The sequence below is a fragment of the Methylobacterium sp. ap11 genome (assembly GCF_900110515.1).
GTDB classification, from domain to species: domain Bacteria; phylum Pseudomonadota; class Alphaproteobacteria; order Rhizobiales; family Beijerinckiaceae; genus Methylobacterium; species Methylobacterium ajmalii.
Window position 1 is genome coordinate 352,465 of sequence record NZ_FOEB01000005.1, and the last position, 23,177, is coordinate 375,641.

General features: G+C 74.2%; 28 protein-coding genes and 1 pseudogene. 27 read left to right on the forward strand and 2 right to left on the reverse strand.

The features are described 5' to 3' along the window. Window positions 1–41 precede the first annotated feature (41 nt). Window positions 42–446, forward strand: coding sequence for a hypothetical protein (locus BMX97_RS10120; protein WP_091748865.1), 405 nt, complete (start codon window positions 42–44; stop codon window positions 444–446). A 28-nt stretch (window positions 447–474) separates the two neighbouring features. Here the strand turns inward: BMX97_RS10120 and BMX97_RS10125 are convergent, their stop codons facing one another. Further along, window positions 475–1,173 carry a LexA family transcriptional regulator gene (locus tag BMX97_RS10125; RefSeq protein ID WP_244538365.1) on the reverse strand — a complete coding sequence of 233 codons (699 nt, stop codon included), beginning with the start codon at window positions 1,171–1,173 and terminating at the stop codon, window positions 475–477. Between the two features lie 329 nt (window positions 1,174–1,502). Here BMX97_RS10125 and BMX97_RS32795 point away from each other — a divergent pair, with 329 nt between their 5' ends. The 25 genes and pseudogenes from BMX97_RS32795 to BMX97_RS10240 all read left to right on the forward strand — a co-directional run bounded on the left by BMX97_RS32795 (window position 1,503) and on the right by BMX97_RS10240 (window position 21,413). Then, complete coding sequence (locus BMX97_RS32795; protein ID WP_177202175.1) at window positions 1,503–1,667, forward strand: hypothetical protein; 165 nt, start codon at window positions 1,503–1,505, stop codon at window positions 1,665–1,667. A 34-nt stretch (window positions 1,668–1,701) separates the two neighbouring features. Continuing rightward, the gene (locus tag BMX97_RS10130; protein ID WP_091748867.1) at window positions 1,702–2,394 is read left to right on the forward strand and encodes a transcription termination/antitermination protein NusG; all 693 of its coding nucleotides are present in this window, start codon (window positions 1,702–1,704) and stop codon (window positions 2,392–2,394) included. Between the two features lie 255 nt (window positions 2,395–2,649). Beyond that, complete coding sequence (locus BMX97_RS10135; RefSeq protein WP_244538366.1) at window positions 2,650–3,348, forward strand: hypothetical protein; 699 nt, start codon at window positions 2,650–2,652, stop codon at window positions 3,346–3,348. 22 nt (window positions 3,349–3,370) lie between these two features. After that, window positions 3,371–4,738 (forward strand): phage terminase large subunit, encoded by a 1,368-nt coding sequence (gene terL, locus BMX97_RS10140; RefSeq protein WP_091748870.1) that lies wholly within the window; start codon window positions 3,371–3,373, stop codon window positions 4,736–4,738. Next, window positions 4,738–6,003 (forward strand): DUF1073 domain-containing protein, encoded by a 1,266-nt coding sequence (locus tag BMX97_RS10145; RefSeq protein ID WP_091748873.1) that lies wholly within the window; start codon window positions 4,738–4,740, stop codon window positions 6,001–6,003. Before terL ends, BMX97_RS10145 begins: the two co-directional genes overlap by 1 nt. 174 nt (window positions 6,004–6,177) lie before the next feature. Continuing rightward, window positions 6,178–7,194, forward strand: coding sequence for a DUF2213 domain-containing protein (locus tag BMX97_RS10150; protein WP_091748876.1), 1,017 nt, complete (start codon window positions 6,178–6,180; stop codon window positions 7,192–7,194). Further along, window positions 7,194–7,637, forward strand: a complete 444-nt coding sequence (locus BMX97_RS10155) for a structural cement protein Gp24 (protein WP_091748879.1) — start codon at window positions 7,194–7,196, stop codon at window positions 7,635–7,637. The genes BMX97_RS10150 and BMX97_RS10155 overlap by 1 nt, the downstream gene beginning before the upstream one ends. Before the next feature lie 13 nt (window positions 7,638–7,650). Continuing rightward, complete coding sequence (locus tag BMX97_RS10160) at window positions 7,651–8,598, forward strand: DUF2184 domain-containing protein (RefSeq protein ID WP_091748882.1); 948 nt, start codon at window positions 7,651–7,653, stop codon at window positions 8,596–8,598. A 12-nt stretch (window positions 8,599–8,610) separates the two neighbouring features. Further along, window positions 8,611–8,865 (forward strand): hypothetical protein, encoded by a 255-nt coding sequence (locus BMX97_RS10165; RefSeq protein ID WP_091748885.1) that lies wholly within the window; start codon window positions 8,611–8,613, stop codon window positions 8,863–8,865. Between the two features lies 1 nt (window position 8,866). Further along, window positions 8,867–9,241, forward strand: a complete 375-nt coding sequence (locus tag BMX97_RS10170) for a DUF4054 domain-containing protein (RefSeq protein ID WP_091748888.1) — start codon at window positions 8,867–8,869, stop codon at window positions 9,239–9,241. Beyond that, the gene (locus BMX97_RS10175; RefSeq protein WP_091748891.1) at window positions 9,241–9,543 is read left to right on the forward strand and encodes a hypothetical protein; all 303 of its coding nucleotides are present in this window, start codon (window positions 9,241–9,243) and stop codon (window positions 9,541–9,543) included. The genes BMX97_RS10170 and BMX97_RS10175 overlap by 1 nt, the downstream gene beginning before the upstream one ends. Continuing rightward, window positions 9,540–9,824: a hypothetical protein gene (locus tag BMX97_RS10180; protein WP_091748893.1), complete on the forward strand. Its 285-nt coding sequence runs from the start codon at window positions 9,540–9,542 to the stop codon at window positions 9,822–9,824. Before BMX97_RS10175 ends, BMX97_RS10180 begins: the two co-directional genes overlap by 4 nt. Next, on the forward strand, window positions 9,824–10,243 hold the full coding sequence (locus BMX97_RS10185; protein ID WP_091748895.1) for a DUF3168 domain-containing protein: 420 nt from the start codon (window positions 9,824–9,826) through the stop codon (window positions 10,241–10,243). Before BMX97_RS10180 ends, BMX97_RS10185 begins: the two co-directional genes overlap by 1 nt. A gap of 26 nt (window positions 10,244–10,269) precedes the next feature. Then, window positions 10,270–10,716, forward strand: coding sequence for a phage tail tube protein (locus BMX97_RS10190; RefSeq protein ID WP_091748897.1), 447 nt, complete (start codon window positions 10,270–10,272; stop codon window positions 10,714–10,716). Between the two features lie 7 nt (window positions 10,717–10,723). Continuing rightward, a complete protein-coding gene (locus BMX97_RS10195; protein WP_091748900.1) occupies window positions 10,724–11,287 on the forward strand; it encodes a gene transfer agent family protein in 564 nt (187 codons plus the stop codon). Continuing rightward, window positions 11,284–12,651 (forward strand): hypothetical protein, encoded by a 1,368-nt coding sequence (locus tag BMX97_RS10200; RefSeq protein WP_091748904.1) that lies wholly within the window; start codon window positions 11,284–11,286, stop codon window positions 12,649–12,651. The genes BMX97_RS10195 and BMX97_RS10200 overlap by 4 nt, the downstream gene beginning before the upstream one ends. Window positions 12,652–12,687: 36 nt before the next feature. Further along, window positions 12,688–13,323: a DUF2460 domain-containing protein gene (locus tag BMX97_RS10205; RefSeq protein ID WP_091748907.1), complete on the forward strand. Its 636-nt coding sequence runs from the start codon at window positions 12,688–12,690 to the stop codon at window positions 13,321–13,323. A 5-nt stretch (window positions 13,324–13,328) separates the two neighbouring features. Next, window positions 13,329–14,216 carry a DUF2163 domain-containing protein gene (locus BMX97_RS10210; RefSeq protein WP_091748910.1) on the forward strand — a complete coding sequence of 296 codons (888 nt, stop codon included), beginning with the start codon at window positions 13,329–13,331 and terminating at the stop codon, window positions 14,214–14,216. Next, window positions 14,194–14,694, forward strand: coding sequence for an NlpC/P60 family protein (locus tag BMX97_RS10215; RefSeq protein WP_091748914.1), 501 nt, complete (start codon window positions 14,194–14,196; stop codon window positions 14,692–14,694). The genes BMX97_RS10210 and BMX97_RS10215 overlap by 23 nt, the downstream gene beginning before the upstream one ends. Before the next feature lie 686 nt (window positions 14,695–15,380). Further along, window positions 15,381–16,889, forward strand: a pseudogene (locus tag BMX97_RS33610) (glycoside hydrolase TIM-barrel-like domain-containing protein); the annotation flags it as partial. A 186-nt stretch (window positions 16,890–17,075) separates the two neighbouring features. Further along, window positions 17,076–18,617, forward strand: coding sequence for a phage tail protein (locus BMX97_RS33615; protein ID WP_280142791.1), 1,542 nt, complete (start codon window positions 17,076–17,078; stop codon window positions 18,615–18,617). Beyond that, complete coding sequence (locus tag BMX97_RS10225; protein ID WP_091748917.1) at window positions 18,610–19,815, forward strand: DUF2793 domain-containing protein; 1,206 nt, start codon at window positions 18,610–18,612, stop codon at window positions 19,813–19,815. Before BMX97_RS33615 ends, BMX97_RS10225 begins: the two co-directional genes overlap by 8 nt. Window positions 19,816–19,822: 7 nt before the next feature. Beyond that, window positions 19,823–20,467, forward strand: a complete 645-nt coding sequence (locus BMX97_RS32800; protein ID WP_177202176.1) for a hypothetical protein — start codon at window positions 19,823–19,825, stop codon at window positions 20,465–20,467. A gap of 80 nt (window positions 20,468–20,547) precedes the next feature. Continuing rightward, the gene (locus tag BMX97_RS10235; RefSeq protein WP_091748920.1) at window positions 20,548–21,114 is read left to right on the forward strand and encodes a glycoside hydrolase family 108 protein; all 567 of its coding nucleotides are present in this window, start codon (window positions 20,548–20,550) and stop codon (window positions 21,112–21,114) included. A gap of 29 nt (window positions 21,115–21,143) precedes the next feature. Then, window positions 21,144–21,413, forward strand: a complete 270-nt coding sequence (locus BMX97_RS10240; protein ID WP_091748923.1) for a Pam3-gp28 family putative phage holin — start codon at window positions 21,144–21,146, stop codon at window positions 21,411–21,413. Between the two features lie 92 nt (window positions 21,414–21,505). Here the strand turns inward: BMX97_RS10240 and BMX97_RS10245 are convergent, their stop codons facing one another. Beyond that, window positions 21,506–22,399, reverse strand: a complete 894-nt coding sequence (locus tag BMX97_RS10245; RefSeq protein WP_091748926.1) for a L,D-transpeptidase — start codon at window positions 22,397–22,399, stop codon at window positions 21,506–21,508. A 330-nt stretch (window positions 22,400–22,729) separates the two neighbouring features. Here BMX97_RS10245 and BMX97_RS10250 point away from each other — a divergent pair, with 330 nt between their 5' ends. Beyond that, window positions 22,730–23,155 carry a Ros/MucR family transcriptional regulator gene (locus tag BMX97_RS10250; RefSeq protein ID WP_091748929.1) on the forward strand — a complete coding sequence of 142 codons (426 nt, stop codon included), beginning with the start codon at window positions 22,730–22,732 and terminating at the stop codon, window positions 23,153–23,155. Window positions 23,156–23,177 lie beyond the last annotated feature (22 nt).

A 23,177-nucleotide genomic window follows, 5' to 3' on the forward strand; every position in this document is an offset into this window, starting at 1 on the left:
CAATGTCGGCGAACACCGAACGATCCAGAGGGGGTTCTTCCATGCGCAAGCCGTCCATCGCCGCTCTCGTCCTGTGCGCCGCCCTGCCGGCCAGCCTGCAGCCGGCGGCGGCCGACGGGCGCGGCGCGGGTGCCGGCTTCAACGGCACCTGGTCGGTGCAACTCGTCACCGAATCGGGCCTGTGCGACAGCCGCTACACCGTCGCCCTCGCGATCGACGGCGGCGACGTGCGGGTGGCCTCGGCGGGCGAGGGCGGCGCGAGCGTGAGCGGGCGCATCGGGTCGGACGGCCAGGTCGGGCTGACCGTGCGCCACGGCTCGGCCAGCGGCGCTGCCTCGGGCCGGCTCCAGGCCAATTCCGGCGCCGGCACCTGGAGCGTCTCCGCCCTCTGCTCCGGTCGCTGGACGGCGCAGCGCCGCTCGACCCGGGTCGCGCAGGCCGACTGATCCGATAGATCGCTGCAGGACGCAGCGATCAGCCCTTGGTGCCGGCGCACAGCCGGCTCCAATGCTGCGCATGCACCGTGCCGATGATGCCCGAGGCCCAGGCTAGGCGGCAATCCGGCATCAGCGGCGCGTTGTGGCTCTCGAGGTGGTACGTGCCCCGCTGCGAGCCGCGCAAGATCTTCTTCAGGTAGCGGTGCCCCTCGACCGTGGCGACCGCGGCGTAGAGGTCGAGCAGCCGATCGGGGCTCTCCCCGGCCTCGGCGCAGAGCACCACGTCGTCGGGCTCGTATTTCGGGTACATCGACAGGCCGGCGACCCGGAATGCCGCCGTGCCGGGCGGTACCCCGAACGGCACCGTGATGCGGAAGAGATCGCCCCCCGGCCCGAGCTGCTCGTCGCCGGTCTCGATCAGGCCGCCGGCGCTGATCAACCCCTTCACTCCCACGACCTGCCCGCCCTCCGCGGACGAGTCCGCCGCCTCGTCGTCGCCGAACAGGAGGCCCTTGGCAGTGACCTCGACGCCGTCGCGGCGGAATCGCGCGGCGTAGCGCTCGGCGTCGTCCTGGCCGATCGTCCGGGTCCCGGCCTCGTGCGCCCGGTAGGTGCTCTCCGGCCACGTGTTCTGCAGCGCGGCATCCCGCGCCGAGCGGTAGCCGGCGGCGAGCCGCGCCTGCCGCAATCGCTCCCCCTGGGCGGTCCTGACGCGGTTCTCTCCCAGCTTGATCACCTCAGCGACCACTCCCGACACTTGAGGTATTGAGCCGGATCACTACATCATGTAATGATCTTGGTCGCAAGGACCGTAGCGAGGCTTGAACAAGCATCGTTGTTCGCGCGTGCCCGCCATTCCGCGATCCTAGCCCGAAACCCGCCTTGCGCCGTCCCCTCGTTGCGGGAGCTCCCCGATGGTCCACCGTTTCCTCGTACTCCGCCGCGGACCTCCCGAGGCAATCGCCGGCGGCCGATCGCCGCGATCCCCTGCGGCAGTGGGGGACGGACGGCCGTGGCGGCACGATGGTGCTCGCCTCGCGGCCCGCGCCGGTGCAGGAGAGGCGCATGAAGGTTGCCCTGATCGTGCTCTGGACCCTCGCCGCGGGGGTCGGCCTGTTCCTGATGGTCCGCTCGCGGATCGTGACCACGACCGCGGCGCTGACGCGGGACGCCGCGCAAGATCCGCCGGACCGCCCCCGCGATCCGCCGGACCCGCCGGGCACGGCCTGAACCGCACCGCCCACCCGCGAGCCGGGAGGGTGGCGTGAGCACGAGCAAGGGCAAGCGCCGCATCGCCCGCCGTCGCCGGGAGGCCCTGGCGCATGACCGCGCCCCGGCGGACCGGGCCGCCGAGATCCGCCGCCGCCGACGCGGACGGGTCCGCCCGACCCGGATCGTGCTCCGCGACGACCGGGTCTGGCTCGTCGCCGAGACGAAGCCGCGCTGGGCCGCCCGCGCCGCCCGCGATCTCGAGGCGCTCGGAGTCGCCACCTTCGACCCGCGAGAGGAGGTCGAGCTGACCTCGCCCTCGGGCCGCCGGCGCGTCGCGCGGGTGCCGCTCCTGCATCGCCTGGTCTTCGTCGGCCTGCGCGACGATGCCGATCTCGCGCGGGTCGAGGCGCATCCGGGCGTCGACCGGATGCTGTTTCGCGACGGCCGCGCCGTCGTGATCGCGCCCGCCGTGCTCCAGGGTTTCGCCGACGCGATCACCGGGCACGGCGGCGGCAAGAGCGGCGGCAAGAGCGGTGACGACGAGCAGGGGGGCGACGAGGAGGCGGTGCGGGCGGTCCTGTTCGCCCTCGGTGACAGCGTACGCGTCACCGCGGGACCCCTCGCGGCGTTGCGCGGCACGGTCGAGGAGGTCGATCCGGAACGCCGCCGCTACCGGGTCGCACTGTCGCTGTTCGGCCGCGAGACGCCGACGGTGCTCGGCGAGGACCAGATCGAGCACGAATGAACCGGCCAGGAAAGTTGTGCCCCGCCGAAGAGAACATTTGACGAACATCGACGGGGCGGGTACAAGGGTCTCAGGTTATCCGGGTCTGCGGCCTGCCCCTCGGGGGAGGTGGCTGCTCGACTGCCCCGCCGATGCGGGGATGTGTCCCCGGACCCGGCCCACGGCATCACCGAGGCGAAGGGCGGCTCGTGCCCGCCGGCCTCGGGGCCGTCGGTTCCGGGCCGCGCCGCGCCTCCCACCTTCCGACGAGGCGACATGGCCAAGATGCCACGAGCAAGGACGCCACAGGCGGAGACGCCGCGGGAACGGACGGCGGCGCAACTGGCATCGACACGAAAGCCATCGACCGCGGATCGTCCGGCCAAGCCCGCGGCCCGGCGCGTCGTCGACTGGACGGGCGTCGCGGCGGCCTACCGGGCGGCGCCGGAGACCGGGCCCGCCATCGCGCGGCAGTTCGGCCTCAGTCCGGCGACGCTCCGGCGACGGGCGCGGGCGGAGGGGTGGGACGCCCCGACGGTCGTTCTCCCGGGCGACGGTCCCCCGGACGCAGCCCGTCCCGGCGGCGTGCTCGGCGGCCACCGCATCGTGGTGGCCCAGGGCGCCGCCTTGACCCTGCGGCTCCTCGACGACCTCCGGGCGGCGATCGCCGAGGAAGCCGGACCGGAGAACGCCCCGGAGGAGAGCGGGCTCGCCCGCGCCGCGGCGCTGCAGAAGCGGGTCGCGGCCCTGCGCGACCTCGCCGCCGCGGCGCGGCTGTGGATCGCCCTCGAACGCCAGGCCTGGGATCTCGACGGCAAGGGGGACGGAAAGCTCCGTGACGACACCGCGTCCCCCGATCCCCAGACCGCCTTCCGCCTCCTCGACGGCGAGCAGCGGGCCCAGCTCCGGGCCATCGCCGAGCGCCTGGCTGAGCGATCCGCCGGCCCTGATCCGGGCCCTCGACCGGCTCGATAGCGAGGAGAGCCTGGCGGGCTTCGTGCGCCGGGCCTGGCCGGCGATCGAGCCAGGGGCGCCCTACATCCACGGCTGGCACATCGACGCGGTCTCCGCCCATCTCGAGGCGGTGACCGCCGGCGAGATCACCCGGCTCCTGATCAACGTGCCGCCCGGCACGATGAAGAGCCTGCTCGCCGGCGTGTTCTGGCCGGCCTGGGAATGGGGGCCGAAGAACCGCCCGTCGTTGCGCACCGTCGCGGTCTCGCACACCGAGCGGCTGGCTTTGCGCGACAACCTGCGCACGCGCCGCCTGATCACCTCGCCCTGGTACCGACGCCTCTGGGGCGAGCGGGTGCGGCTCACCCGCGACCAGAACCGCAAGGGCCGGTTCGAGACCACGGCGACCGGCCTGCGCGAGGCGGTCTCGGCCGGATCGATCACCGGCTCGCGCGGCGACCGGGTGATCCTCGACGACCCGATCTCGGTCGACGGCGCCGCGTCCGAGCGGGTGCGCGAGGCGGTGGCCCAGTGGTTCCTGGAGGCGGTACCGACCCGCCTCAACGACCCCGTCCGTTCCGCCATCGTGGTGATCATGCAAAGGCTGCACGAGCGCGACCTGTCGGGCGTGATCCTGGCGAGGGACCTCGGCTACGACCACCTGATGCTGCCGATGGAGTTCGAGCCGGCACGCGCCTGCGCCACCCGGATCGGCTTTTCCGACCCGCGCCGCGAGCCGGGCGAGCTGCTGTTTCCGGCTCGCTTTCCCAAACACGTGGTGGGGCGCGACACGGCGACGATGGGCGCCTACGCGGCGGCCGGCCAGTACCAGCAGCGCCCGGCCCCCCGGGACGGCGGGTTGTTCAAGCGCGGCTGGTTCACCCTCGTGCGGGCGGTCCCGGCCGGCTGCACCGAGGTGCGGGCCTGGGACCTCGCGGCGAGCGTGCCGAGGCCTGGGCGCCAGCCGGACTACACCGCGGGCGTCAAGCTCGCGCGCAGCCCCGACGGGCGGCTCTACGTCCTCGACGTCCGCCGCGACCGGCTCTCGGCCGGCGGCGTCGAGCGGCTGATCCTCGCCACCGCCGCCGAGGACGGCCCGGCCTGCCGGATCTCGCTGCCGCAGGACCCGGGCCAGGCCGGCAAGGCGCAGGCGCAGTACCTCGTCGGGCGGCTTGCCGGCTACGACGCACGGGCGAGCCCGGAGAGCGGCGACAAGGCGACCCGCGCCGCGCCGGTCTCGGCCCAGGCCGAGGCCGGCAACCTCCACCTCGTCGCCGGGCCCTGGAACGAGGCCTTCCTCGACGAGCTCTGCACGTTTCCCAACGGCGCCTTCCTCGACCAGGTCGACGCCCTCTCGCGCGCCTTCTCGGCGCTGGCCCGGCCGGGATACGGCCTGCTCGGAGTCCTGTGATGTGGCTCGCCGACCGCCTCGCCAACCTCGTCTCCGGCCTCGGCGGGCCGCGGGACAAGAGCACCGGCAACCTGCACGTCCACGTGCCTCGCGCCCGGGCCGAACTCGACGCCGCCTATCGGGACAACTGGCTCGCCCGCAAGGTCGTCGACATCGTGCCCTTCGACATGCTGCGCGAGTGGCGCGCCTGGCAGGCGCCGCCCGAGGTCGCGGCGGCCCTGGCCGCCAGCGAGGCGCGCCTCGCCCTGCGCGAGCGCCTGCTCCAGGCCTTGCGGCTCGCGCGCCTGCACGGCGGCGCCGCGCTCCTGATCGGCGACGGCGCGCCCGATCCGGCCCGGGCGCTCGATCCCGAGACGATCGGGCAGGGGGGATTGCGCTACCTCCACGTCCTGCCCCGCGCCGCGATCCAGCCCGGCCCGGTCGAGCGCGATCCACTCTCGGCGTGGTTCGGCGAGCCGAGGGGCTACACGGTCGCCGGCGGGCAGGCGGTCCATCCCTCCCGCGTCGTGCGCTTCCTCGGCGCCGCCCTGCCGGATGATGCGGTCGGCGACGGCTGGGGCGACAGCGTGCTCCAGGCGCTCCTGGAGGCGATCGACCAGGCGACGGCGGCCGCCGCCCACATCGCCGCGATGCTGCCCGAGGCCAAGCAGGACGTGATCTCGGTGCCGGGCCTGTCGCAGCACCTCTCGACGGAGGACGGCACCCGCCTCGTCACCGAGCGCTTCGCCTACGCGGCCCGGATGAAGGGCCTGTTCGGGATGCTGCTGCTCGAAGGCGACGGCCGCTCGCCGGAGGGCGAGCGCTACCAGCAGAAGCAGCTCGACTTCTCCGGCCTGCCGGAGGTGGCCCGCCTCTTCCTCCAGGTCGCGGCGGGCGCCGCCGACATCCCGGTGACGCGGCTGCTGGGCCAGTCGCCCGCCGGACTCAACGCCACCGGCGAATCGGACATCCGCAACTACCACGACCACGTCGCGGCCCGTCAGACCGTCGAGCTGACCCCCGCCATCGCCCGCCTCGACCGGCTGCTGATCCGCGACGCGCTCGGCCGCGACGAGCCCTCCTTACGCTACGCTTGGCGGCCCCTCGCCCAGGCGAGCGAGCGCGAGAAGGCGGAGGTCGGCCGCCTCAAGGCCGAGACCGCCGCGATGCTCGCCCGCGAGGGCGTGGTGCCGACGGACGTCCTCGCCCGCGGCGTCGAGGGCTGGCTTTCCGCCGCGGACCTCTTCCCCGGCATCGCCGCAGCCTACGGCCGGCCGGCGGGCTGAGCCGGGTTTCCAACCCACTCCCGAGCGGACCGACACGGTCACATCGCCGAGAAAGGCGCGGGTTCTCTCCTCTCCCCGCCCGCGGGGAGAGGAGCGATGCGCGCGACCCGGCCTGTGACCCAACGAGCCCGAACGGGAGCGAGGCTGCCCCAACTCCCACGCGAGACCCACCCCATGCACATCTTCGACAGGCTCAGCCTCGGCCCCGCGGCCGAGATCGCGGGCGCGCGCCCGCTCGGCAACGGCGCCCTGGTGGTGCAGGCCCGCGCGGCGCGGGCCGGCAACGTCCAGGTCTATCGCGGCGACGAGGTCGCCCGGCCGGACCTGGCTCAGGTCCGGATCTACCGCGACCCCGACGAGATCTTCCGGCCCGAATCCCTGCGCAGCTTCGGCCACAAGCCCGTCACTCTCGATCATCCGCCCGAGGCGGTGACGCCCCGGACCTGGCGTGGCGTCGCCCGGGGCCATGTCGGCGACGAGGTGGTGCGCGACGGGGAGTTCGTCCGCATCCCGATGCTGCTCGCCGATTCCGCCGCCATCGCGGCGGTGCAGGGCGGGCAGCGCGAGGTCTCGGTCGGGTATACCTGCGATCTCGACTGGACCCCCGGCACCGCCCCGGACGGCAGCCCATACGACGCCCGCCAGACGATGGTCGTCGTCGACCACGTCGCCATCGTGGCCCAGGGCCGCGCCGGCCCGGAGTGCCGGATCGGCGATGCGGACCTGGCGCGCCGCCTCGCCGAGGCCGAGGGGCGGGCGCAGGCCGCCGAGACCGCCCTGGCCCAGCGCGACGGCGAGGTCGCGGCGCTGCGTGCCCGGGTGCCGGACATGGCGGCCCTCGACGCGCTCGCGGCCGAGCGCGGCGCCCTGGTGGCGCAGGCCCGCCGCATCCTCGGCGACGCCTTCGAGCCCGCCGGCCTCGATGCCGACGCGATCCGGCGCGCCGCCGTCGCCCGGGCCCTCGGCGAGGCGGAAGCCGGCGGCATGGGCGCCGCTGCGATCGAGGGCGCCTTCCGGGTGGTCGCCGCCGGACCGCGCCACGCCTCCGCACCCCACGCTCCGGATCCGCTGCGCGACGCCCTGCGCCGGCGCCCCGACGCCCCGACGCAAGCCCCCCTCACCCAAGAGGCGGCCCACGCCGCCATGGTCGAGACCCTCCGCAACGCCTGGAAGCCCGCAGGAGCCCGCTGATGACCCCCGTCCAGACCAGCTATCCCACCCGCCCGGCCGCCGCCTACGAGGGCATGGCCGCCGACCAGACCCCGGCAACCATCCTCAGCCGCACCGTCGAGACCCAGGAGGGGATCGGCTTCGGCCGTGCCGCCTTCCAGGGCGCCCGCGACGAGAGCATCGCCGCCGCCGGCGCGGTCTTCCGCGGCATCGTGCTGGCCGACCGCAACGCGCGGCCGTCCCCGAGCGGCGCCGACCTCTTCGCCAAGGGCGAGACCGCGCCCGTGATCGTGCGCGGCGCGGTCTGGGTGGTCACGGCTTCGGCCGCGAGCGCCGGCGCCGCAGCCTACGTGACGCCCGCCGGCGCGATCACCGCCGCCGCCTCCGGCAACGCTCCGATCCCGAACGCCCTGTTCGACACTTCCGCGCCCGCGGGCGGCCTCGTCCGCCTGCGCCTGAACTGAAGTGAGGCCCGCCATGACCCGCACCCTCGTCACCGACGCGCCCCGGGCGCTCGCCTTCCTGGTCAGCCAGCAGGCCTTCATCGAGCCGACCGTCTACCGCGCCCAGTACCCGGCGATCCGCTATCCCCGCCTCGTCCCGGTCGATACCGCGGCGCCCGAATGGGTGCCGACCGTGACCTACTTCTCGGTCGACCGGGTCGGGCAGGCGACCTGGGTCCACGGCGCCGCCGCCGACGTGCCGAAGGTCGAGCTGACGCGCCGCCAGCACGAGACCGCCGTCGCCATGGCGGGGATCGGCTACGGCTACGACCTCGAGGAACTCGGCAAGGCCCAGCTGCTGGGCATGAACCTCGACGCCGACAAGGCGGACGCGGCGCGGCTCGCCTCGGAGGAGTTCATCGACCAGGTCGCGCTGATGGGCGACCCGGCCAAGGGTTTCTCCGGCCTCCTCAACCATCCGGGCGTGACGGTCGGCAGCGCCGCCGCGACGGGCACCGACGGCAGCACCGCCTGGGCCCGGAAGACGCCCGAGCAGATCCTCGCCGACGTCAACGGCCAGCTCATCGGGATCTTCACCGGCTCGAACACCGTCGAGATGGCCGACACCCTGCTGCTGCCCTACGAGCAGATGCTCGGCATCGGGCTGCGCCGCCTCGACGGAATCAGCCCGCTCACCCTGCTCGACTGGATCCGGCACCACAACGTCTACACCCTGGAGACCGGCCAGGAGCTGACGGTCTACGGCGTTCGGGCGCTCGAGACCGCCGGCACCGGCGGCAGCGCCCGCCTCGTCGCCTATCGCCGCGACCCTTCCGTGCTGAAGCTGTGGCTGCCGATGCCGTTCCGGTTCTTCCCGGCCTGGCAGACCGGCCCGTGGCGCTTCGAGGTGCCGGGCGCCTTCAGGCTCGGCGGCCTCGACATCCGTCGCCCGGCCGCCTGCCGCTACCTCGACGGCATCTAGGAGGGAGCGAGCATGATGCGGGTGACGAACCACGCCGCCGGCCCCCGGCTGGTCTGGCCGAAGGGCGCGCGGGCGCCCCGGCTCCTGGTGCCCGGCGAGAGCGCTGTCCTCGCGCTCCCCGACCGGCCCGACCCTTGCCTCGCCGCCTGGGCGGCGGCCGGGGAGGTGCGGATCGAGGCGGTGGAGCCCGGCCAAGATCCCCGGCCCGATCCCCGGCCCGAGCGCCGCCGCGGCCGCGAGCGGCCGACCTCCGGCGGGGAGGCGTGAGATGGCGGACGCGATCGCGCCGGACGCCTTCCGGGCCCGCTTCCCGGCCTTCGCGGGCGTCGCCGACGCCCTCGTCGCCGGGGCGCTGGCCGAGGCCGCCCCGCGGGTCGGGGCGGGCTGGCCGGCGGCGGATGCCGCCCTCGCGCGGATGCTGCACGCCGCCCACACGCTGACCCTCGACGGGCAGGGCGGACCGGAGGCCGAGCTCGCCCGGGCGGGCGCCCTCGACCTCAAGGCCCTGCGCTCCGGCACGCTCCACGTCGAGCGCCGGGATCCGGCCCCGGACGCCGCCCCGGGCACCCTCGGGCTCACCTCCTACGGGCGGCGCTTCCACGAGGTGATGCGCCGCAACAGCCCGGGCGTGGCGGTGGTGTGATGGGGCTCCTCGACGGCCTCGGCCGCCATCTCGGGGGGGTGCTCGCCCCCCTGTTCGACGCCGCCGTCCTGCACCGGGCCGGCCTCGCGGACGAGCCGGTCCGGGCCCGGATCGACGGCGCCCGGGAAGCGGGCGAGGAGCCCGGCCTGCCGGGCCGCCTGGTGCGGGCGGTCGTGCTGACGCCGGGCGCCGCCCCGAACCCCGACGACGAGATCACCCTGGCGGGAATCCGCCACCGCATCGTCGCGGTGGAGACCGACCCCGCCGGCAGCCACGCCCTCATCCAGGGGAGACCGTTGTGACGCAGAGAGCCGAGACCGGCCCGCTCCAGGCGCGGCTCGCGCGGCTGGCCCGGGCCGGCGGGGAGACCGCGCGACGACGCGCGGCGGAGGCCGCCGCCGCGCTCGCGGCCGACATCGCCGCGGAATTGCCGGACGGGCGCGCCGAGGCGGCATCGACCCCGACGGGCGCCGCCGTCGCGGTCGAGGCCCGGGGACTGGTCGCGCGGGAATTCGGCACCGCGACGCGGATGCCGCGCCCGGTGATCGCCCCGGCGGTGGCGCGCCTTGCGGAGCCGGGCTGATGGCCGGCCTCGATCTCTCGCCCGGGCTGCTCCGGGCGGTGCGGGAGTGCCTCCTCGCCGATCCGGCCCTCCGCGCCCTGGTCGGCGACCGGGTGCGCGAGGTGGCCGGGGCCCGGGAGGAATGGCCGTTCCTGCGCGTCGATCCGCCGGAGGTCGGCCCCTACGAGGCTCAAGGGTGGCGCGGCTGCACCTGCCGCCTGACCGTCCACGCCTTCCTGCGTGGCGCCCGGGGCTTGAGCCCGGTGCAGGGCCTGCTCGCCGCCGTCGCGGCGGCCCTCGACGAGGCGGACCTGGCGCTGCCCCGCGGCGAACTCCTGTGGCTGTCCCACGAGCGCAGCCTTGTCCTGCCGGAGCCCCTCGGGCCCGGCTCCTGGCACGGCGTCGCCCGCTTCGGGGCGGTCGCCGCCGAGACGACTTGACCCACTCATTCGGGAGCGAACCCGTCATGGCCCAGCCCACCACCCTGCCTTTCTCGGCCGTCGCCGTGAAGCTCGAGAGCCTCGCGAAGGCCGGCACCTTCGAGGCGCCCTGCGGCCTCACCGAGCGTGCGGCGCAGTTCACCAAGGAGACCAACAGCTCGGTCGTGCCCGACTGCGCCAACGAGGACGCCGCGCCCTTCGTCGACCGGTTCGCGGTGTCGAAGTCGGTCGCGGTCTCCGGCAAGGGCGTGATGGCCCGCCAGAGCCTCGTCCGCTGGCGCGCGGCCTACGAATCCGACGCGCCGGTCAAGGCCCGGGTCGAGGTGAGCGGCACCGGCGCGGAGGGGGGCGGCGCCTGGGAAGGACTGTTTCACCTCACGAGCTTCGAGGTCGGCGCCGTCCGGGGCGAGCGCTGCAGCGTCTCGGTGGCGCTGCAATCGACCGGGGCGGTCGCCTTCACGGCCGCGGCGTGAGGCGCCGATGAGTCGCGACGGCCATGTCGACCTCGATCTCGAGGGTGCCACCCACCGCTTCCGCCTCGCCATCGGCGACCTGGAGGCGCTGCAGGAAGCGACGGGCCTCGGCCCGGCGGCCCTCCTGCAGCGGCTCTATGCCGGGCTGTCCTACCGGTTCCGGGACGTGCGCGACGTCCTGCGCCTCGGCCTGATCGGCGGCGGCGTCCCGGTGCCGCGAGCCCACGCTATCGCCCGCCGCCTCGACGGGCTGCCCTGCATCGCGCTCATCGCCAAGGCCGCCCTGGTGCTGGCGGCGGCGCTGGAGGGGGCCGAGGACGAGCCGGTCGGCCGTCCCTCCGGCGCCGCCGGCCCCGAGGGGCGGATCGCCTTCGCGGCCTTCTACGGCGCGGCGGCCGCCATGGGCCTGCCGGCCGCCGACCTGCGGGCGATGAGCCTGTGGCAGCTCGCCGCCTACATCGACGGCTTCAACCGCGCCCGCGACCCGGACGCGGCCGATGCCCCGACACCGCAGGAACAGGACGCGCTCTGGGCCTGGATCCGGGACGTGTCCGACGAGGGCTCCGCATGACGACCGAGATCGAGCGCCTGGTGGTCTCGCTGGAGGCCAACGTCGCGGCCTACGAGCGGGAGATCTCTCGGGCCGGGCCGCTCGCCGAGCGGGCGATGGCGGAAGCCGAGCGCGCCGTCGAGGCCGGATCCGGCCGGATCGCGGCCGCGATGGCCCGGGCCGGCGCCTCGCTGCGCGACGAGCTCGCCCGCATGGCCGCGCCGGAGAGCTTGGGACAGATCCAGCGCGCGATGGAGCAGGCGAGCGCCCTGCCGGCAACGGCGGGCGATGGCGCTGCCCTGCGGCGGGTCGACGACGCGGTCGGGGGCCTCGCCGCGCGCCTCGGCGAGGCCGGCTCCGCCTCCCGGGAGGCGGTGGCGGGGTTCGCCGCGGTGGCGGGTGCGGTCGGGGACATCGCGCAGAAAATCCCCGCCGCCGCCGACCTCGTCGCCGATCTCGGCCGACGGGTGAAGGCGGCATCGGGGGAGGGCGCGGCGATCCGCGCCCGCATCGCCGACGCCTTCGCGATCAGCGACGCGGCGCCCCGCGGCAGCCTCGCGCAAAGTCCCGAGCCCGCATCGCAAGGTCCCGCGCCGACACCCGCCCCTGTCCGGGCACCGGTTCGGACGAGGCCCGCCCGGCCGGCGGCGGAGGAGGGCGACGACGCCTTCCGCGACGAGGTCGCACGCCTCACCCGCCGGACCGGTCTCCTCAGGATCGAGGCGGATTCCGTCGGCCGGGAGGAAGGCGCCGCGGCGCGGGCCGAGGCGGCGTTCCGCCTGCTGGAAGCCGCCAAGAAGGCCGACCTCGCGGTGACGCCGGCGCTCCGCGCGGAGGTCGACCGGGTGGCGGAGTCCTACGGCGCCGCGACCGCCCAGGTCGAGCGGGCCGAGGCCGCGCAGCGCGCCGCCCAGTCGGCGTCGCGGGAGTTCGGCTCCGCGCTCGCCGACAGCTTCAAGGGCGCGATCCTGCACGGCGAGCGCCTGACAACGGTCGTCGCCCGGCTCGCCACCACGCTGGCGAGCCGGGGCCTCGACCGCGCTTTCGACGGCCTGTTCGGTCGCGGCAGCCCCGGAGCCGACCTGATCGGCGACGCCCTCGGGTCGCTCGTGTTGACCCAGAACCCGACCGGGCGCGCCGCCGGCGGCCCCGTCACCCCGGGCGTCGCCTACACGGTGGGCGAGAGCGGCCGCGAGACCTTCGTGCCGCTCCAGCCCGGCCGCATCCTGCCGGCGGCCCACGGCGTCGCGCCGGCGCCCGCCGCCCCGACCGTTCAGGTCTCGGTCTCAATCGCCACCGCGGACGCCCCGAGCTTCCACCGCTCGGAGGCGCAGGTCAGCGCCGCGCTCGCCCGAGCGGTGCAGCGCGGCCTCCGGGGTCTGTGAGAACCGGGCCCCGTCACCCTCAGGAGGCCGCGCGCCATGTCCAGCCCCTTCCACGAGGTGCGCTTCCCCCTCGCCCTGTCCTACGGTTCCCGCGGCGGGCCGGAGCGGCGCACCGAGATCGTCACGCTGGGCTCCGGCGACGAGGAGCGGAACAGCCTCTGGCGCCACTCCCGCCGCCGCTACAATGCCGGGCCCGCCCTGCGCTCGGCCGAGGACGTCGCCCTGATCCTCGCCTTCTTCGAGGAGCGCCGCGGGCCCCTCTACGGCTTCCGCTGGCGCGACACCTTCGACCACAGCTCCGCCGCCCCCGGTCAAACGCCCGCGCCCACCGACCAGCGCCTCGGCACCGGCGACGGCACCACCCGGGCGTTTCCCCTCGCCAAGACCTACGGCGGCGCCTTCGCCCCCTATGCCCGCCCGATCACCAAGCCGGTCGCCGGATCGGTCGCGATCGCAGTCGGCGGCGTCGCGCTCGGGGCCACCGGCTTCACCCTCGACGTCACCACCGGCCTCGTCACCCTGACGGCGGCCCCGGCCACGGGCGCGGTCGTCACTGCGGGCTTCCTGTTCGACGTGCCGGTGCGCTTCGCCACCGATCGCATCGAGATCGACCACCAGGCCCTGCGCGCCGGCCTCGTCGCCGACATCCCGGTCATCGAGATCCGCCGGTAGCCGCCATGAAGACGCTTTCTCCCTCCCTCGCCGCGCACCTCGCGAGCGGGGTCACCACCCTGTGCCAGTGCTGGATCGTCACCCGCACCGACGGCCTGCGCCTCGGCTTCACCGACCATGACGAAGACCTGGTGGTCGACGGCGTGACCTGTTCGGCCGAGAGCGGCGCCACCGGCACGGCGGTCGAGCAAGGCACCGGCCTCTCGGCCGACAACCTGGAAATCGTCGGCGCCCTCACGAGCGGGCGCCTGGCGGAAAGCGAGCTGGCGCGCGGCCTGTTCGACGGCGCCGCGGTCGCGGTGTGGCGGGTCGATTGGGCGAACCCGGACGATCGGGTGCTCGTCCTGTCCGGCACCGTGGGCGAGGTCTCGCGCGGGCCCACCGCCTTCACGGCGGAGGTGCGCGGCCTCGCCGATCGCCTCAACCAGCCCCGCGGCCGGGTCTACCAGCGCTCCTGCGACGCGCTCCTGGGCGATGCCCGCTGCGGGGTCGACGCCGCGGCCGCCGCGATCCGCGGCGCCGGCACGGTCGCGACGGTGAGGAGCGCCCGCAGCGTCACCGCCGCCGGCCTCTCCGGCTACGTCTCCCGGTGGTTCGAGGCCGGCCGGCTGGTCTGGACCTCCGGCGCCAATGCCGGCGCCGCGGTCGAGGTGCGGGCGCACGGCCTTTCCGGCGGGCTCGCCAGCCTCGACCTGTGGGAGCCGATGCCGGCCCCGATCAACCCCGGCGACACGTTCCAGGTCGTCGCCGGCTGCGACAAGTCCCTGGCGAGCTGCCGGGACAAGTTCGCCAACGTCCTCAACTTCCGCGGCTTCCCGGACCTTCCGGGCAACGATTACGCCGTGGCCTACGCGGTGCAGGGGGCAGACAATGACGGAGGCCGCCTCGGCTGACACGCGGGCGCGCATCGTCGCGCTGGCCCGCACCTGGCTCGGCACGCCCTACCACCACCAGGCCAGCCTTCGCGGCGCCGGCTGCGACTGCCTCGGCCTGCTGCGGGGCGTCTACGCCGAGGCCTACGGCGCCGAGCCGGAGGTGCCGCCACCCTACTCGCCGAGCTGGGCCGAGGACCGGGGGCAGGAGACGTTGCGGGAGGCCGCCGCCCGCCACCTGGTGGCGCTCGCGCCCGACGCGGCCGAGCCCGGCGACGTGCTGCTGTTCCGCTGGCGCGACGGGCTGTCGGCCAAGCACTGCGCGATCGTCACCGGCCCGGCGCAGATGATCCACGCCTATGACGGCCATGCGGTCCTGGAAACCTGGATCCCGCCGGCCTGGTCCCGGCGCATCGCCTACGCCTTCCGGTTCCCCGTGATCCGACCCGATCCCGCGCCGGCTTCCTCGCCCACCCCCTCGCCGGAGCCTCCACCATGAGCACGCTCGTCCTCTCGGCGGTCGGCCAGGCGGCCGGCTCCGCCCTCGGCGGCCCGATCGGCGGCGCCATCGGCCAGGCGCTGGGCGCCGCCGGCGGTAGCGCCCTCGACCGCGCCATGTTCGGCTCCCGCCCCAAGCCGCAGATCAACATCGGGCCGCGGCTCGCCGACCTCCATGTCACCGCCTCGACCGAGGGCGCCGGCATCTCTCGTGTGTTCGGCCGTGTCCGCGTCGGCGGGCAGATCATCTGGGCGACCAAGATCAAGGAGGTCCAGAAGGTCGAGAAGGTGAAGTCCGCCGGCGGCAAGGGCGGCGGCGGACAGAAGCAATTCAACGTGACGTATTCGTACAGCGTCAGCGTCGCGATTGCCTTGTGCGAAGGTCCGATCGTCGCCGTGGGCCAGGTCTACGCGGACGGCAAGCCGATCGCACTCGCCGCCTACGGCGCCCGGGTCTATCTCGGCGACGAGGCGCAGGGCCCGGACCCGAAGATTGCCGCCATCGAAGGCGCCGACAACGCCCCGGCCTATCGGGGCTTGGCCTACATCGTGTTCGAGGACCTGCCCTTGGCGGGCTTCGGCAACCGGGTGCCGGTCCTCACCGCCGAGGTGATCCGCCGCGCGCCCAACGCCTCCGGCCGGCCGGCGCTCGAGGACCTGGTGACGGCGGTGACGATGATCCCCAGCATGGGGGAATTCACCTACGCCACCGTGCCGGTCAACGCCTCGACCTTCGGCGGGATCGCGGGACAGAACACGGTCTCGGGCGGGGTCGACGCGCTCAAGGCGCTGGACCAGCTCGCCGTCGAGGCGCCGCGTTGCCGGCACGTCTCGCTCGTGGTCGCCTGGCAGGGCACCGACCTTCGCTTGGGCGCGTGCCGCATCGTCCCGAAGGTCGAGACGGCGAACAAGGCCACCACCCCGGAATGGCTCGCCGGCGGGGTCGACCGGGCGAGTGCGGCCATCGTCAGCCGGGATGCCGGCGGGGCGCCGATGCTCGGCGGGGCGCCCTCCGACCTGTCGGTGGTGCAGCTCATCCAGGCGCTCAAGGGCCGGGGCTATGCGGTCACGCTCTACCCGTTCGTGATGATGGACATCGCCCACGGCAACGGCCTGCCCGATCCCTACGGGGCGGCGGAGCAAGCCGCCTTCCCCTGGCGCGGCCGGGTGACCTGTCACCCGGCGCCCGGCCGGCCCGGCAGCCCGGACAAGACCGCGGCGGCGGCGGATCAGGTCGCGGCGTTCTTCGGCAGCGTCGCGCCGGCGGAGCTGGCGTGGAACGGCAAGACGGTCACCAGCGCCCGGGCCGAGTTCTCGTTCCGGCGCTTCATCCTGCACTGCGCGCGGCTGGCGGAGGCCGCCGGCGGGGTCGAGTCCTTCCTGATCGGCTCCGAGATGATCGGGCTCACCACCGTTCGCTCGGACGCCTCGACCTTCCCGGCGGTGGCGCAGCTCGTCAGCCTGGCGGCCGATGCCCGGTCGATCCTGGGGAGCGCGACGAAGATCGGCTATTCGGCCGACTGGACGGAATACGCCTCTCATCGGCCGGCGGACGGCTCGGGCGACGTGTATTTCCATCTCGACCCGCTGTGGTCGAACGCCAATATCGATTTCGTCGGGATCGACAATTACATGCCGCTCGCCGATTGGCGCGACGGCTTCGACCATCTCGACGCCCGGGCCGGGGTGCCCTCGCCCTACGATCCGGCCTACCTCACCGGCAACGTCGCGGCCGGCGAGCTGTTCGACTGGTACTATCCGACGCCGGCCGATCGCGACGCGTAGGCCCGGGCGCCGATCGCCGATACGGCTTACGGCGAGCATTGGGTGTTCCGGCTCAAGGACCTGCGCGGCTGGTGGGCGAACCCGCACCGCCACCGGCCGGGCGGGGTGCGCCAGGCGCAGGCGACCGCCTGGGTGCCGCAGGGCAAGCCGGTCCGCTTCATCGAACTGGGCTGCCCGGCGGTCGACAAGGGCATGAACCAACCGAACGTCTTCGTCGACCCGAAGTCGTCGGAAAGCTTCCTGCCGTACTACTCGAACGGCCGGCGCGACCTCGCCGCGCAACGGGCCTACCTCGAAGCCACCTTGGCCTATTGGCAGGGGACGGCGGGCAACCCGGTCTCGTCGGTCTATGGCGGGCGGATGGTCGATCCCGAGCGGCTGTTCGTCTGGACGTGGGACGCCCGGCCCTACCCGGACTTCCCGCGTCAGGCGGCGGTGTGGAGCGACGGGCCGAACTACCGGCTCGGCCATTGGATCAACGGCCGGCTCGGGCTGACGCCGATTGCCGACGTGGTGGCCGAGCTGTGCGGCGGGCTCGGGGTGCCGATCGATGTCGGCCAGCTCTATGGCCTGGTGGAGGGCTACGCCATCGCGGAGGTGCAGACGCCGCGGGTCTCCCTCGACCCGCTGCGGGCGTGCTTCTTCTTCGACGCGGCGGAGTCGGCCGGGCGGCTGGTCTTCGCGCCGCTGGCGCGAGCGCCGGCGGCCACCCTGACGGCCGGCGACCTGGTGGCCCGGGGCGGCACCGGCGGGGACTACCGGCGCACCCGGGGCGAGGAGACGGCGTTGCCCGGCGTGGTGGCGCTCACCTACATCGATCCGCAGCGCGGCTACCAGTCGGCATCCGTCGAGGCGCGCCGGGTGAACGGCCGGGCCAACGCGGTGCAGCGGGTGAGCGTGCCGCTCTGCCTGGACGAGGGGGCGGCCCGGGGCATCGCGCGGGCGTTGCTCTATCAGGGCGTGGTGGAGCGCGAACAGCTCGGGGCGACCCTGCCGCCGTCCTGCCTGGCGCTCGATGCCGGCGATGTCGTCACCCTGTCGCTGGCCGGGGGCGGCACCGATTACCGGCTCACCCGCCTCGGCCTCGAGCTGGGCCGGCCGGCGAGCGCGATCCGCACCGACCTCGCGGTCTACGCCTACCGGGACGGCACCGCGACGCCGCGGCCGGCCGAGCCGCCGCCGACCGTGGGGGTGGCGCTGTTCCGGTTCCTCGACCTCCCGCTCCTGCGGTCGGACGCGGTGCCCCACGCGCCCTACCTCGCCGCCTACACGGCGCCGTGGTCGCCCGTCGCGGTGCTGCGCGCGACCGCCGGCGGGGCGTTCGAGGACGACGCCACGGTGGGCGCCCGGTCGATCATCGGGCGCCTGACGGCCGACCTCTACCCGGGCCCGTGCGGGCGGTGGGACCGGGTGAACAGCGTCTATCTCGAGGTGCCGCGCGGGGTGGAGCTGGCCTCCGCCCCCGAGGTCGACGTGCTCAACGGGGCCAACGTCGCGGCGCTGCTCACCCCGTCCGGGGAATGGGAGGTGCTGCAATGGGCGCAAGCGACCCTGCTGGCGCCCGGCCGCTACCGGCTCGCCACGTTGCTGCGCGGCCAGCTCGGGACCGACTTCGCCCTGGGGAGCCCGACGCCGATCGGCGCCCCGTTCGTGGTGCTGACGGACGCTCTGGTGCAGTCGGGAATGCCGCTGTCGGCCCGCACGGTGCCGCTCGCCTGGCGCTGGGGGCCGCTCGGCCGGCCGCAGGACGATCCGAGCTTCGCCGGCGCAACCCTGGCGTTCCGGGGCGTGGGCCTGCGCCCCTACCCGCCGGCGCAAGGCCGGCTGGTGCGGGCGGCCTCGGGCGACCTGGTGCTGTCGTGGGTCCGGCGCACCCGGATCGACGGCGACCCGTGGGAACAGCTTGAGGTGCCATTGGCCGAGGAGGTCGAGGCCTACAGCCTCGACGTGCTGGCGGGCCCGGGCGCGGGCGCCGCGGTGCTGCGGACGTTCGAGGTCGGGACGCCCGCGCTCACCTACACCGCCGCCCACCAGGCGGCCGACTTCGGCGGGCCGGTCACCAGCCTGTCCGTCGCCATCCACCAAGTCTCGGCAACCTACGGCCGCGGCGCGGCCCTGAGGGCGACCCTGTATGCCTGACGCCATCACCGCGAACCTGTCCCTGCCGCTGATGGCGGCGGCGCAGGCGCAAAAGCACGTCACCCACAACGAGGCGCTCGTCGGCCTCGATACGCTTGTGCAACTCGCGGTCCTCGACAAGGACCTGACCGCGCCCCCGGCGAACCCGGCGGAGGGCGACCGCTACCTGATCGCCGGCGCTTCCCCCACGGGGGCGTGGGCGGGCTGGGGCGGCCGGGTGGTGCGCTACCAGGACGGGGCGTGGCGGAGCTTCCCGCCGCGCCCCGGCTGGCTCGCCTTCGTGGTGGACGAGGCGGACCTCTACACCTATGCGGGTGGGGCCTGGGCCTCGTTCCGCTCGACCCTGACGGTGTTGCAGAACCTGACGCGCCTCGGCATCGGCACCACCGCGGATGCCGGCAACCCCTTCGCCGCCAAGCTCAACAAGGCGCTGTGGACCGCGCTGACCACGGGCGAGGGCGGGAGCGGGGATCTTCGCTACACCCTCAACAAGCAGGCGGCCGGCAACGTGCTGTCACTGCTGTTCCAGTCCGGCTTTTCCGGCCGGGCGGAGCTGGGCTTGACCGGCGACGACGACCTCCGGCTGAAGGTCTCCCCTGACGGTGGGACCTGGCGCGAAGCCCTGCGGGTCGACCGTTCCACCGGCGCGTTCACCCTCCCGCAAGGCGGCGTCGTAGGGGGAGCCGCCGCCGCGCAGCGCACCGCCACCTTCGACAATTTCGGCCGCATCACCTGGCGTTTCGATGACAACGGTTACGTGGCCGGGCCGATCCTGAACAATTACGGGGTGACCGCCACCGGCCAGGGCGCCGACGTTCTTGCGGTCAACCTCGGGGCCGTCGGCACCAAGGTTGCTCAGGCCGGGTTGATCCGCCTCGTTACCACCGACAGCTTCACCTCGGCGGCCACCGCCTCGGCCAAGTGGCAGTTCTTCGCGTCGTTATCCGGCAGTACCGGGGTAGGTCTCGAAGTCCATCCGACACATTCGACGACGCCGATACTGCGATTGACGAACGATTATACGGTGGCGACCCTGCCGGCGGCCGGACAGCGCGGCCGGATGGTTCATTGTTCCAACGCCCGCATGGTGGTCGCGGGCGGCTCGATAGAAGCGGCGGGATCCGGCACCGGCGGTCTCGTCTATGACACCGGCAGCGCGTGGCGCCTGGCCGGGACTGCGATCGCGGCTGCGGCGTGAGGGCATCATGAGCGAACCCTATCTCTACGAGTTCCTGTATCGCGGCCGGCCGGCGGGCTCGGCCGAGGCGCCGGCCTGGCACGTCGTCATCGGCCAGCACGTCACCCCGCCGTGCGCCGCGGAGGCGCAGTTCGTGTCGAGCGGGGCCCTGACGCCGGCGCAGGCGGACGCCGCGGGGTTCCCGCTGTCGGCGGTGCTGGACGGCATCGAGGCGGCGGCGCTCGCCGGGCGGGATGCGGCCTTGGCCGAAGCCGCGGCGCTGCGGCGCGAGCGCGACGGCCTGGCGGCGGAGCGCGACGGCCTGGCGGTGGAGCGCGACGGCCTGGCGGCGCAGCTCGCCGCGCGCGAGGCGCCGGCCGCGGCGGCGGAGCTGCCGGCGATCTCGGATCGGCAGTTCTTCCAGGCGCTGGCGCAGGCTGGCGCGATCACGGCCGACGCGGCGCTGGCGGCGTTGATGACCGGCCGGCTTCCGGCGGTAATCGAGGCGGCGGTGTCGGCCCTGCCGGAGGCGGAGCGCTTCGCCGCCCGGATGCTGCTGTCGGGCGCCACAGCGTTCGAGCGCGGCCACCCGATGGTGGCGCAGCTCGGCGCGGCGCTGGCCTACGACGACAAGGAACTCGACGCGCTATGGCACCAGGCCGCCAGCCTCTGACGGGCTGCCCCTGATCGCGGCCCGACGCCCGGGCCTGCCGGCCGGCGCGCCGCACACCTCTGCACAACCTGGAGAGACCAATGACCGCGACGACGTTCGAGCGGGCGATGACGCTCGTCCTGACCCACGAGGGCGGATGGTCCGACGACCCGGCCGACCCGGGGGGTGCGACGAACCTCGGGGTGACGATCGGCACCTTGAGCCTGTGGCTCGGCCGGCCGGCGACGAAGGCGGAGGTGAGGGCGCTGACCGTCGCGAGCGTGTCGCCGCTCTACCGGCGCCGGTTCTGGGACGCGATCCAGGGCGACGCGCTGCCGACGGGTCTGGATTACGCGCTGTTCGACTTCGCGGTGAACAGCGGGCCCAAGCGCGCGGTGATCGGACTGCAACGGGCCTTGGGCGTCGCCGATGACGGGCGCCTCGGGCCGGTGACGCTGGCGGCGCTCGCCGGCCGGGACGTGCCCGGGCTGGTGAACGCCCTGTGCGACGGGCGGCTGGCCTTCATGCGGGCGCTCTCGACCTGGCCGCGGTTCGGGCGCGGCTGGAGCCGGCGGGTCGAGGAAGTGCGCAAGGCGGCGCTCGCGCTGCAGGCCGCGCCGGTGTCCGCTTCCAGCTGTCCGGCCTGCGGCCGGCCCGTCGCGGCCTGACCGCACATCCTCTTCACCGCGAGATCGCCATGAACCAGGAACAGCTCGCCGCGCTGCTGCGCACCCTGCTGCAATTCGCCGGCGGCATCGCCGTCGGGTACGGCTGGATCGACACCGACACGGCCGCCACGCTGACCGGCGCCCTCGTGACGCTCATCGTCACGGTCTGGGGTCTCTACGCACGGCGCAATGCCGGTCTCGTCGCGGCGGCCGCCGCCTTGCCGGCGGTCAAGACGATCCTGGCGGCGCCGGAGACGGCACAGGCGGTCCCGAGTCCCAAGGTCCGACCTTCGGAGTAGGGGCGATCACGCCGGACGGGCGGGGCGACGGTGGAACACCGGTGCAAGGCGCGATGATCAAGGCGCGATGATCCTGCCGTCGCCCGCCCGTTTCAGCCCAGCACCACCACCTGCGCACCCACCGGTACGCGGGCATAGAGGTCGATCGCGTCCTGGTTGATCATCCGGATGCAGCCCGACGACACGCTGCGACCGATGCTCTCCGGCTCGGTGGTGCCGTGGATGCGGAAGAGCGTGTCCTTGTTGTTCTGCCACAGGTAGAGGGCGCGGGCGCCGAGCGGGTTGCGGGGGCCGCCCGGCACGCCGAGGCCGCTCTGGAGCTTCGACACGCTGCGGGCGAGCGCCGGCTGGCGGGCGATCATCTCCTTGGGCGGATACCAGTCCGGCCAGGCCTGCTTGGAGTTGATGGTGGCCGCGCCGTTCCAGGCGAAGCCCTGACGGCCGACGCCGACACCGTAGCGGCGGGCCCGGCCGCCCTCCTGGATCAGGTAGAGATGGTGCGCCCGCGGATCGACGACGATCGTGCCCGGCGCGTAGCGGCCGCCATAGGCGACTTCCTGGCGCAGGAAGGACGGGTTGGCCCGGCGCCAGCGGAAGGCCTGAACCGGGAACGGCTCGGTCTCCACCGCCGCGTAGGCGCGGGCGTAGTCGATCGGCCCGTCATCGACCACGACCGCGGCGTTCGGGTCGACGGCACCCTGGGGCGGCTGCGCCTGGCGCCGCGGGCCGCCCCAGAACGAATCCTCCTCCGGCGTTTCCACGGGCGCGGGCTCGCCCCGGTAGTACGGATCGGCAGCCTGGCCCCGGGTGTCGTAGAACGCGCCGTCATCCGCCGGCACGGGGTCGCGGGAGCGCCGGCGCCGGGCGGGCGCGAAATCCTGGTCCGTCCAGGCGAGGGCCGGACGGGACCAGGCGCCCGCCAGCAGCGTCGAGGCGAGGCCGGCGGCCGAGCCGGCGACGAGGAAACGGCGGTTCTTGTCGGTCATGGGAGGTCTTGGGATCGTGCTGACAGGAACGGAACGCCGGATGGCGCAATGCAGCGACAGCTAGGGCATTTCCCCTCGGAGGGGAAACCGCCGCGCGCGAAAAAACCGTCAGGACCAATGCGCTAGCGCGATATCCCGCGTCGGTGTGGCCCCGGCGCCGCCCGGAGGCGAGCAGGGTGCCAACGCTACGCTGTCATGCAGCACATCGGGCACGATACTTTTTCCGGTTTGTGTCGCGATCGACGAAACCTGTTGTCGACGGTATCCACTGGTGTTGACGCTCGCCGGAATACGTGTCCTCCTGGGACCGTCACTGCGATCCGGTGCGCCATGACCAACGATGACACGACCCGATCCCTCGATCTGATCGCGCTCGCCGCCGACGTCGTATCGGCCTACGTGGCGAACAACTCCGTTCCCGTCGGAGAGCTGCCGGGCCTGATCGCGGGCGTGCACGCGTCGCTGGGCCAGCTCGGAGCGCCGCAGGCGCCGGAGCCCGAGAAGGCGACGCCCCCGGTGCCGATCCGCAAGACCGTCACGCCGGACCACATCATCAGCCTCGAGGACGGCAAGCCCTACAAGACCCTCAAGCGCCACCTGTCGGGGCGCGGTCTCACACCCGAGCAGTACCGTCAGAAATGGGGCCTGCCGGCGGATTATCCGATGGTCGCCGCCACCTATGCCGCCCAGCGCTCCGAGCTCGCCAAGACCTCGGGCCTCGGCCAGAACCGGCGCGGCCGCGGTGCGACGAAGTGAGCCGCAATACGCCGATCACCTT

Bases quoted from the DNA above. Each gene is read 5' to 3' on its own strand.
- BMX97_RS10150 (WP_091748876.1), top strand. From the start codon at position 6,178: ATGCACATCTTCGACAGGCTCAGCCTCGGCCCCGCGGCCGAGATCGCG.
- BMX97_RS10190 (WP_091748897.1), top strand. From the start codon at position 10,270: ATGGCCCAGCCCACCACCCTGCCTTTCTCGGCCGTCGCCGTGAAGCTC.
- BMX97_RS10240 (WP_091748923.1), top strand. From the start codon at position 21,144: ATGAACCAGGAACAGCTCGCCGCGCTGCTGCGCACCCTGCTGCAATTC.
- BMX97_RS10195 (WP_091748900.1), top strand. From the start codon at position 10,724: ATGAGTCGCGACGGCCATGTCGACCTCGATCTCGAGGGTGCCACCCAC.
- BMX97_RS10120 (WP_091748865.1), top strand. From the start codon at position 42: ATGCGCAAGCCGTCCATCGCCGCTCTCGTCCTGTGCGCCGCCCTGCCG.
- BMX97_RS10235 (WP_091748920.1), top strand. From the start codon at position 20,548: ATGACCGCGACGACGTTCGAGCGGGCGATGACGCTCGTCCTGACCCAC.
- BMX97_RS10205 (WP_091748907.1), top strand. From the start codon at position 12,688: ATGTCCAGCCCCTTCCACGAGGTGCGCTTCCCCCTCGCCCTGTCCTAC.
- BMX97_RS10200 (WP_091748904.1), top strand. From the start codon at position 11,284: ATGACGACCGAGATCGAGCGCCTGGTGGTCTCGCTGGAGGCCAACGTC.
- BMX97_RS32800 (WP_177202176.1), top strand. From the start codon at position 19,823: ATGAGCGAACCCTATCTCTACGAGTTCCTGTATCGCGGCCGGCCGGCG.
- BMX97_RS10245 (WP_091748926.1), bottom strand. From the start codon at position 22,399: ATGACCGACAAGAACCGCCGTTTCCTCGTCGCCGGCTCGGCCGCCGGC.
- BMX97_RS10145 (WP_091748873.1), top strand. From the start codon at position 4,738: ATGTGGCTCGCCGACCGCCTCGCCAACCTCGTCTCCGGCCTCGGCGGG.
- BMX97_RS10210 (WP_091748910.1), top strand. From the start codon at position 13,329: ATGAAGACGCTTTCTCCCTCCCTCGCCGCGCACCTCGCGAGCGGGGTC.
- BMX97_RS10215 (WP_091748914.1), top strand. From the start codon at position 14,194: ATGACGGAGGCCGCCTCGGCTGACACGCGGGCGCGCATCGTCGCGCTG.
- BMX97_RS10175 (WP_091748891.1), top strand. From the start codon at position 9,241: ATGGGGCTCCTCGACGGCCTCGGCCGCCATCTCGGGGGGGTGCTCGCC.
- BMX97_RS10135 (WP_244538366.1), top strand. From the start codon at position 2,650: ATGGCCAAGATGCCACGAGCAAGGACGCCACAGGCGGAGACGCCGCGG.
- BMX97_RS10160 (WP_091748882.1), top strand. From the start codon at position 7,651: ATGACCCGCACCCTCGTCACCGACGCGCCCCGGGCGCTCGCCTTCCTG.
- BMX97_RS10170 (WP_091748888.1), top strand. From the start codon at position 8,867: ATGGCGGACGCGATCGCGCCGGACGCCTTCCGGGCCCGCTTCCCGGCC.
- BMX97_RS10250 (WP_091748929.1), top strand. From the start codon at position 22,730: ATGACCAACGATGACACGACCCGATCCCTCGATCTGATCGCGCTCGCC.
- BMX97_RS10155 (WP_091748879.1), top strand. From the start codon at position 7,194: ATGACCCCCGTCCAGACCAGCTATCCCACCCGCCCGGCCGCCGCCTAC.
- BMX97_RS10165 (WP_091748885.1), top strand. From the start codon at position 8,611: ATGATGCGGGTGACGAACCACGCCGCCGGCCCCCGGCTGGTCTGGCCG.
- BMX97_RS10225 (WP_091748917.1), top strand. From the start codon at position 18,610: ATGCCTGACGCCATCACCGCGAACCTGTCCCTGCCGCTGATGGCGGCG.
- BMX97_RS10185 (WP_091748895.1), top strand. From the start codon at position 9,824: ATGGCCGGCCTCGATCTCTCGCCCGGGCTGCTCCGGGCGGTGCGGGAG.
- BMX97_RS32795 (WP_177202175.1), top strand. From the start codon at position 1,503: ATGAAGGTTGCCCTGATCGTGCTCTGGACCCTCGCCGCGGGGGTCGGC.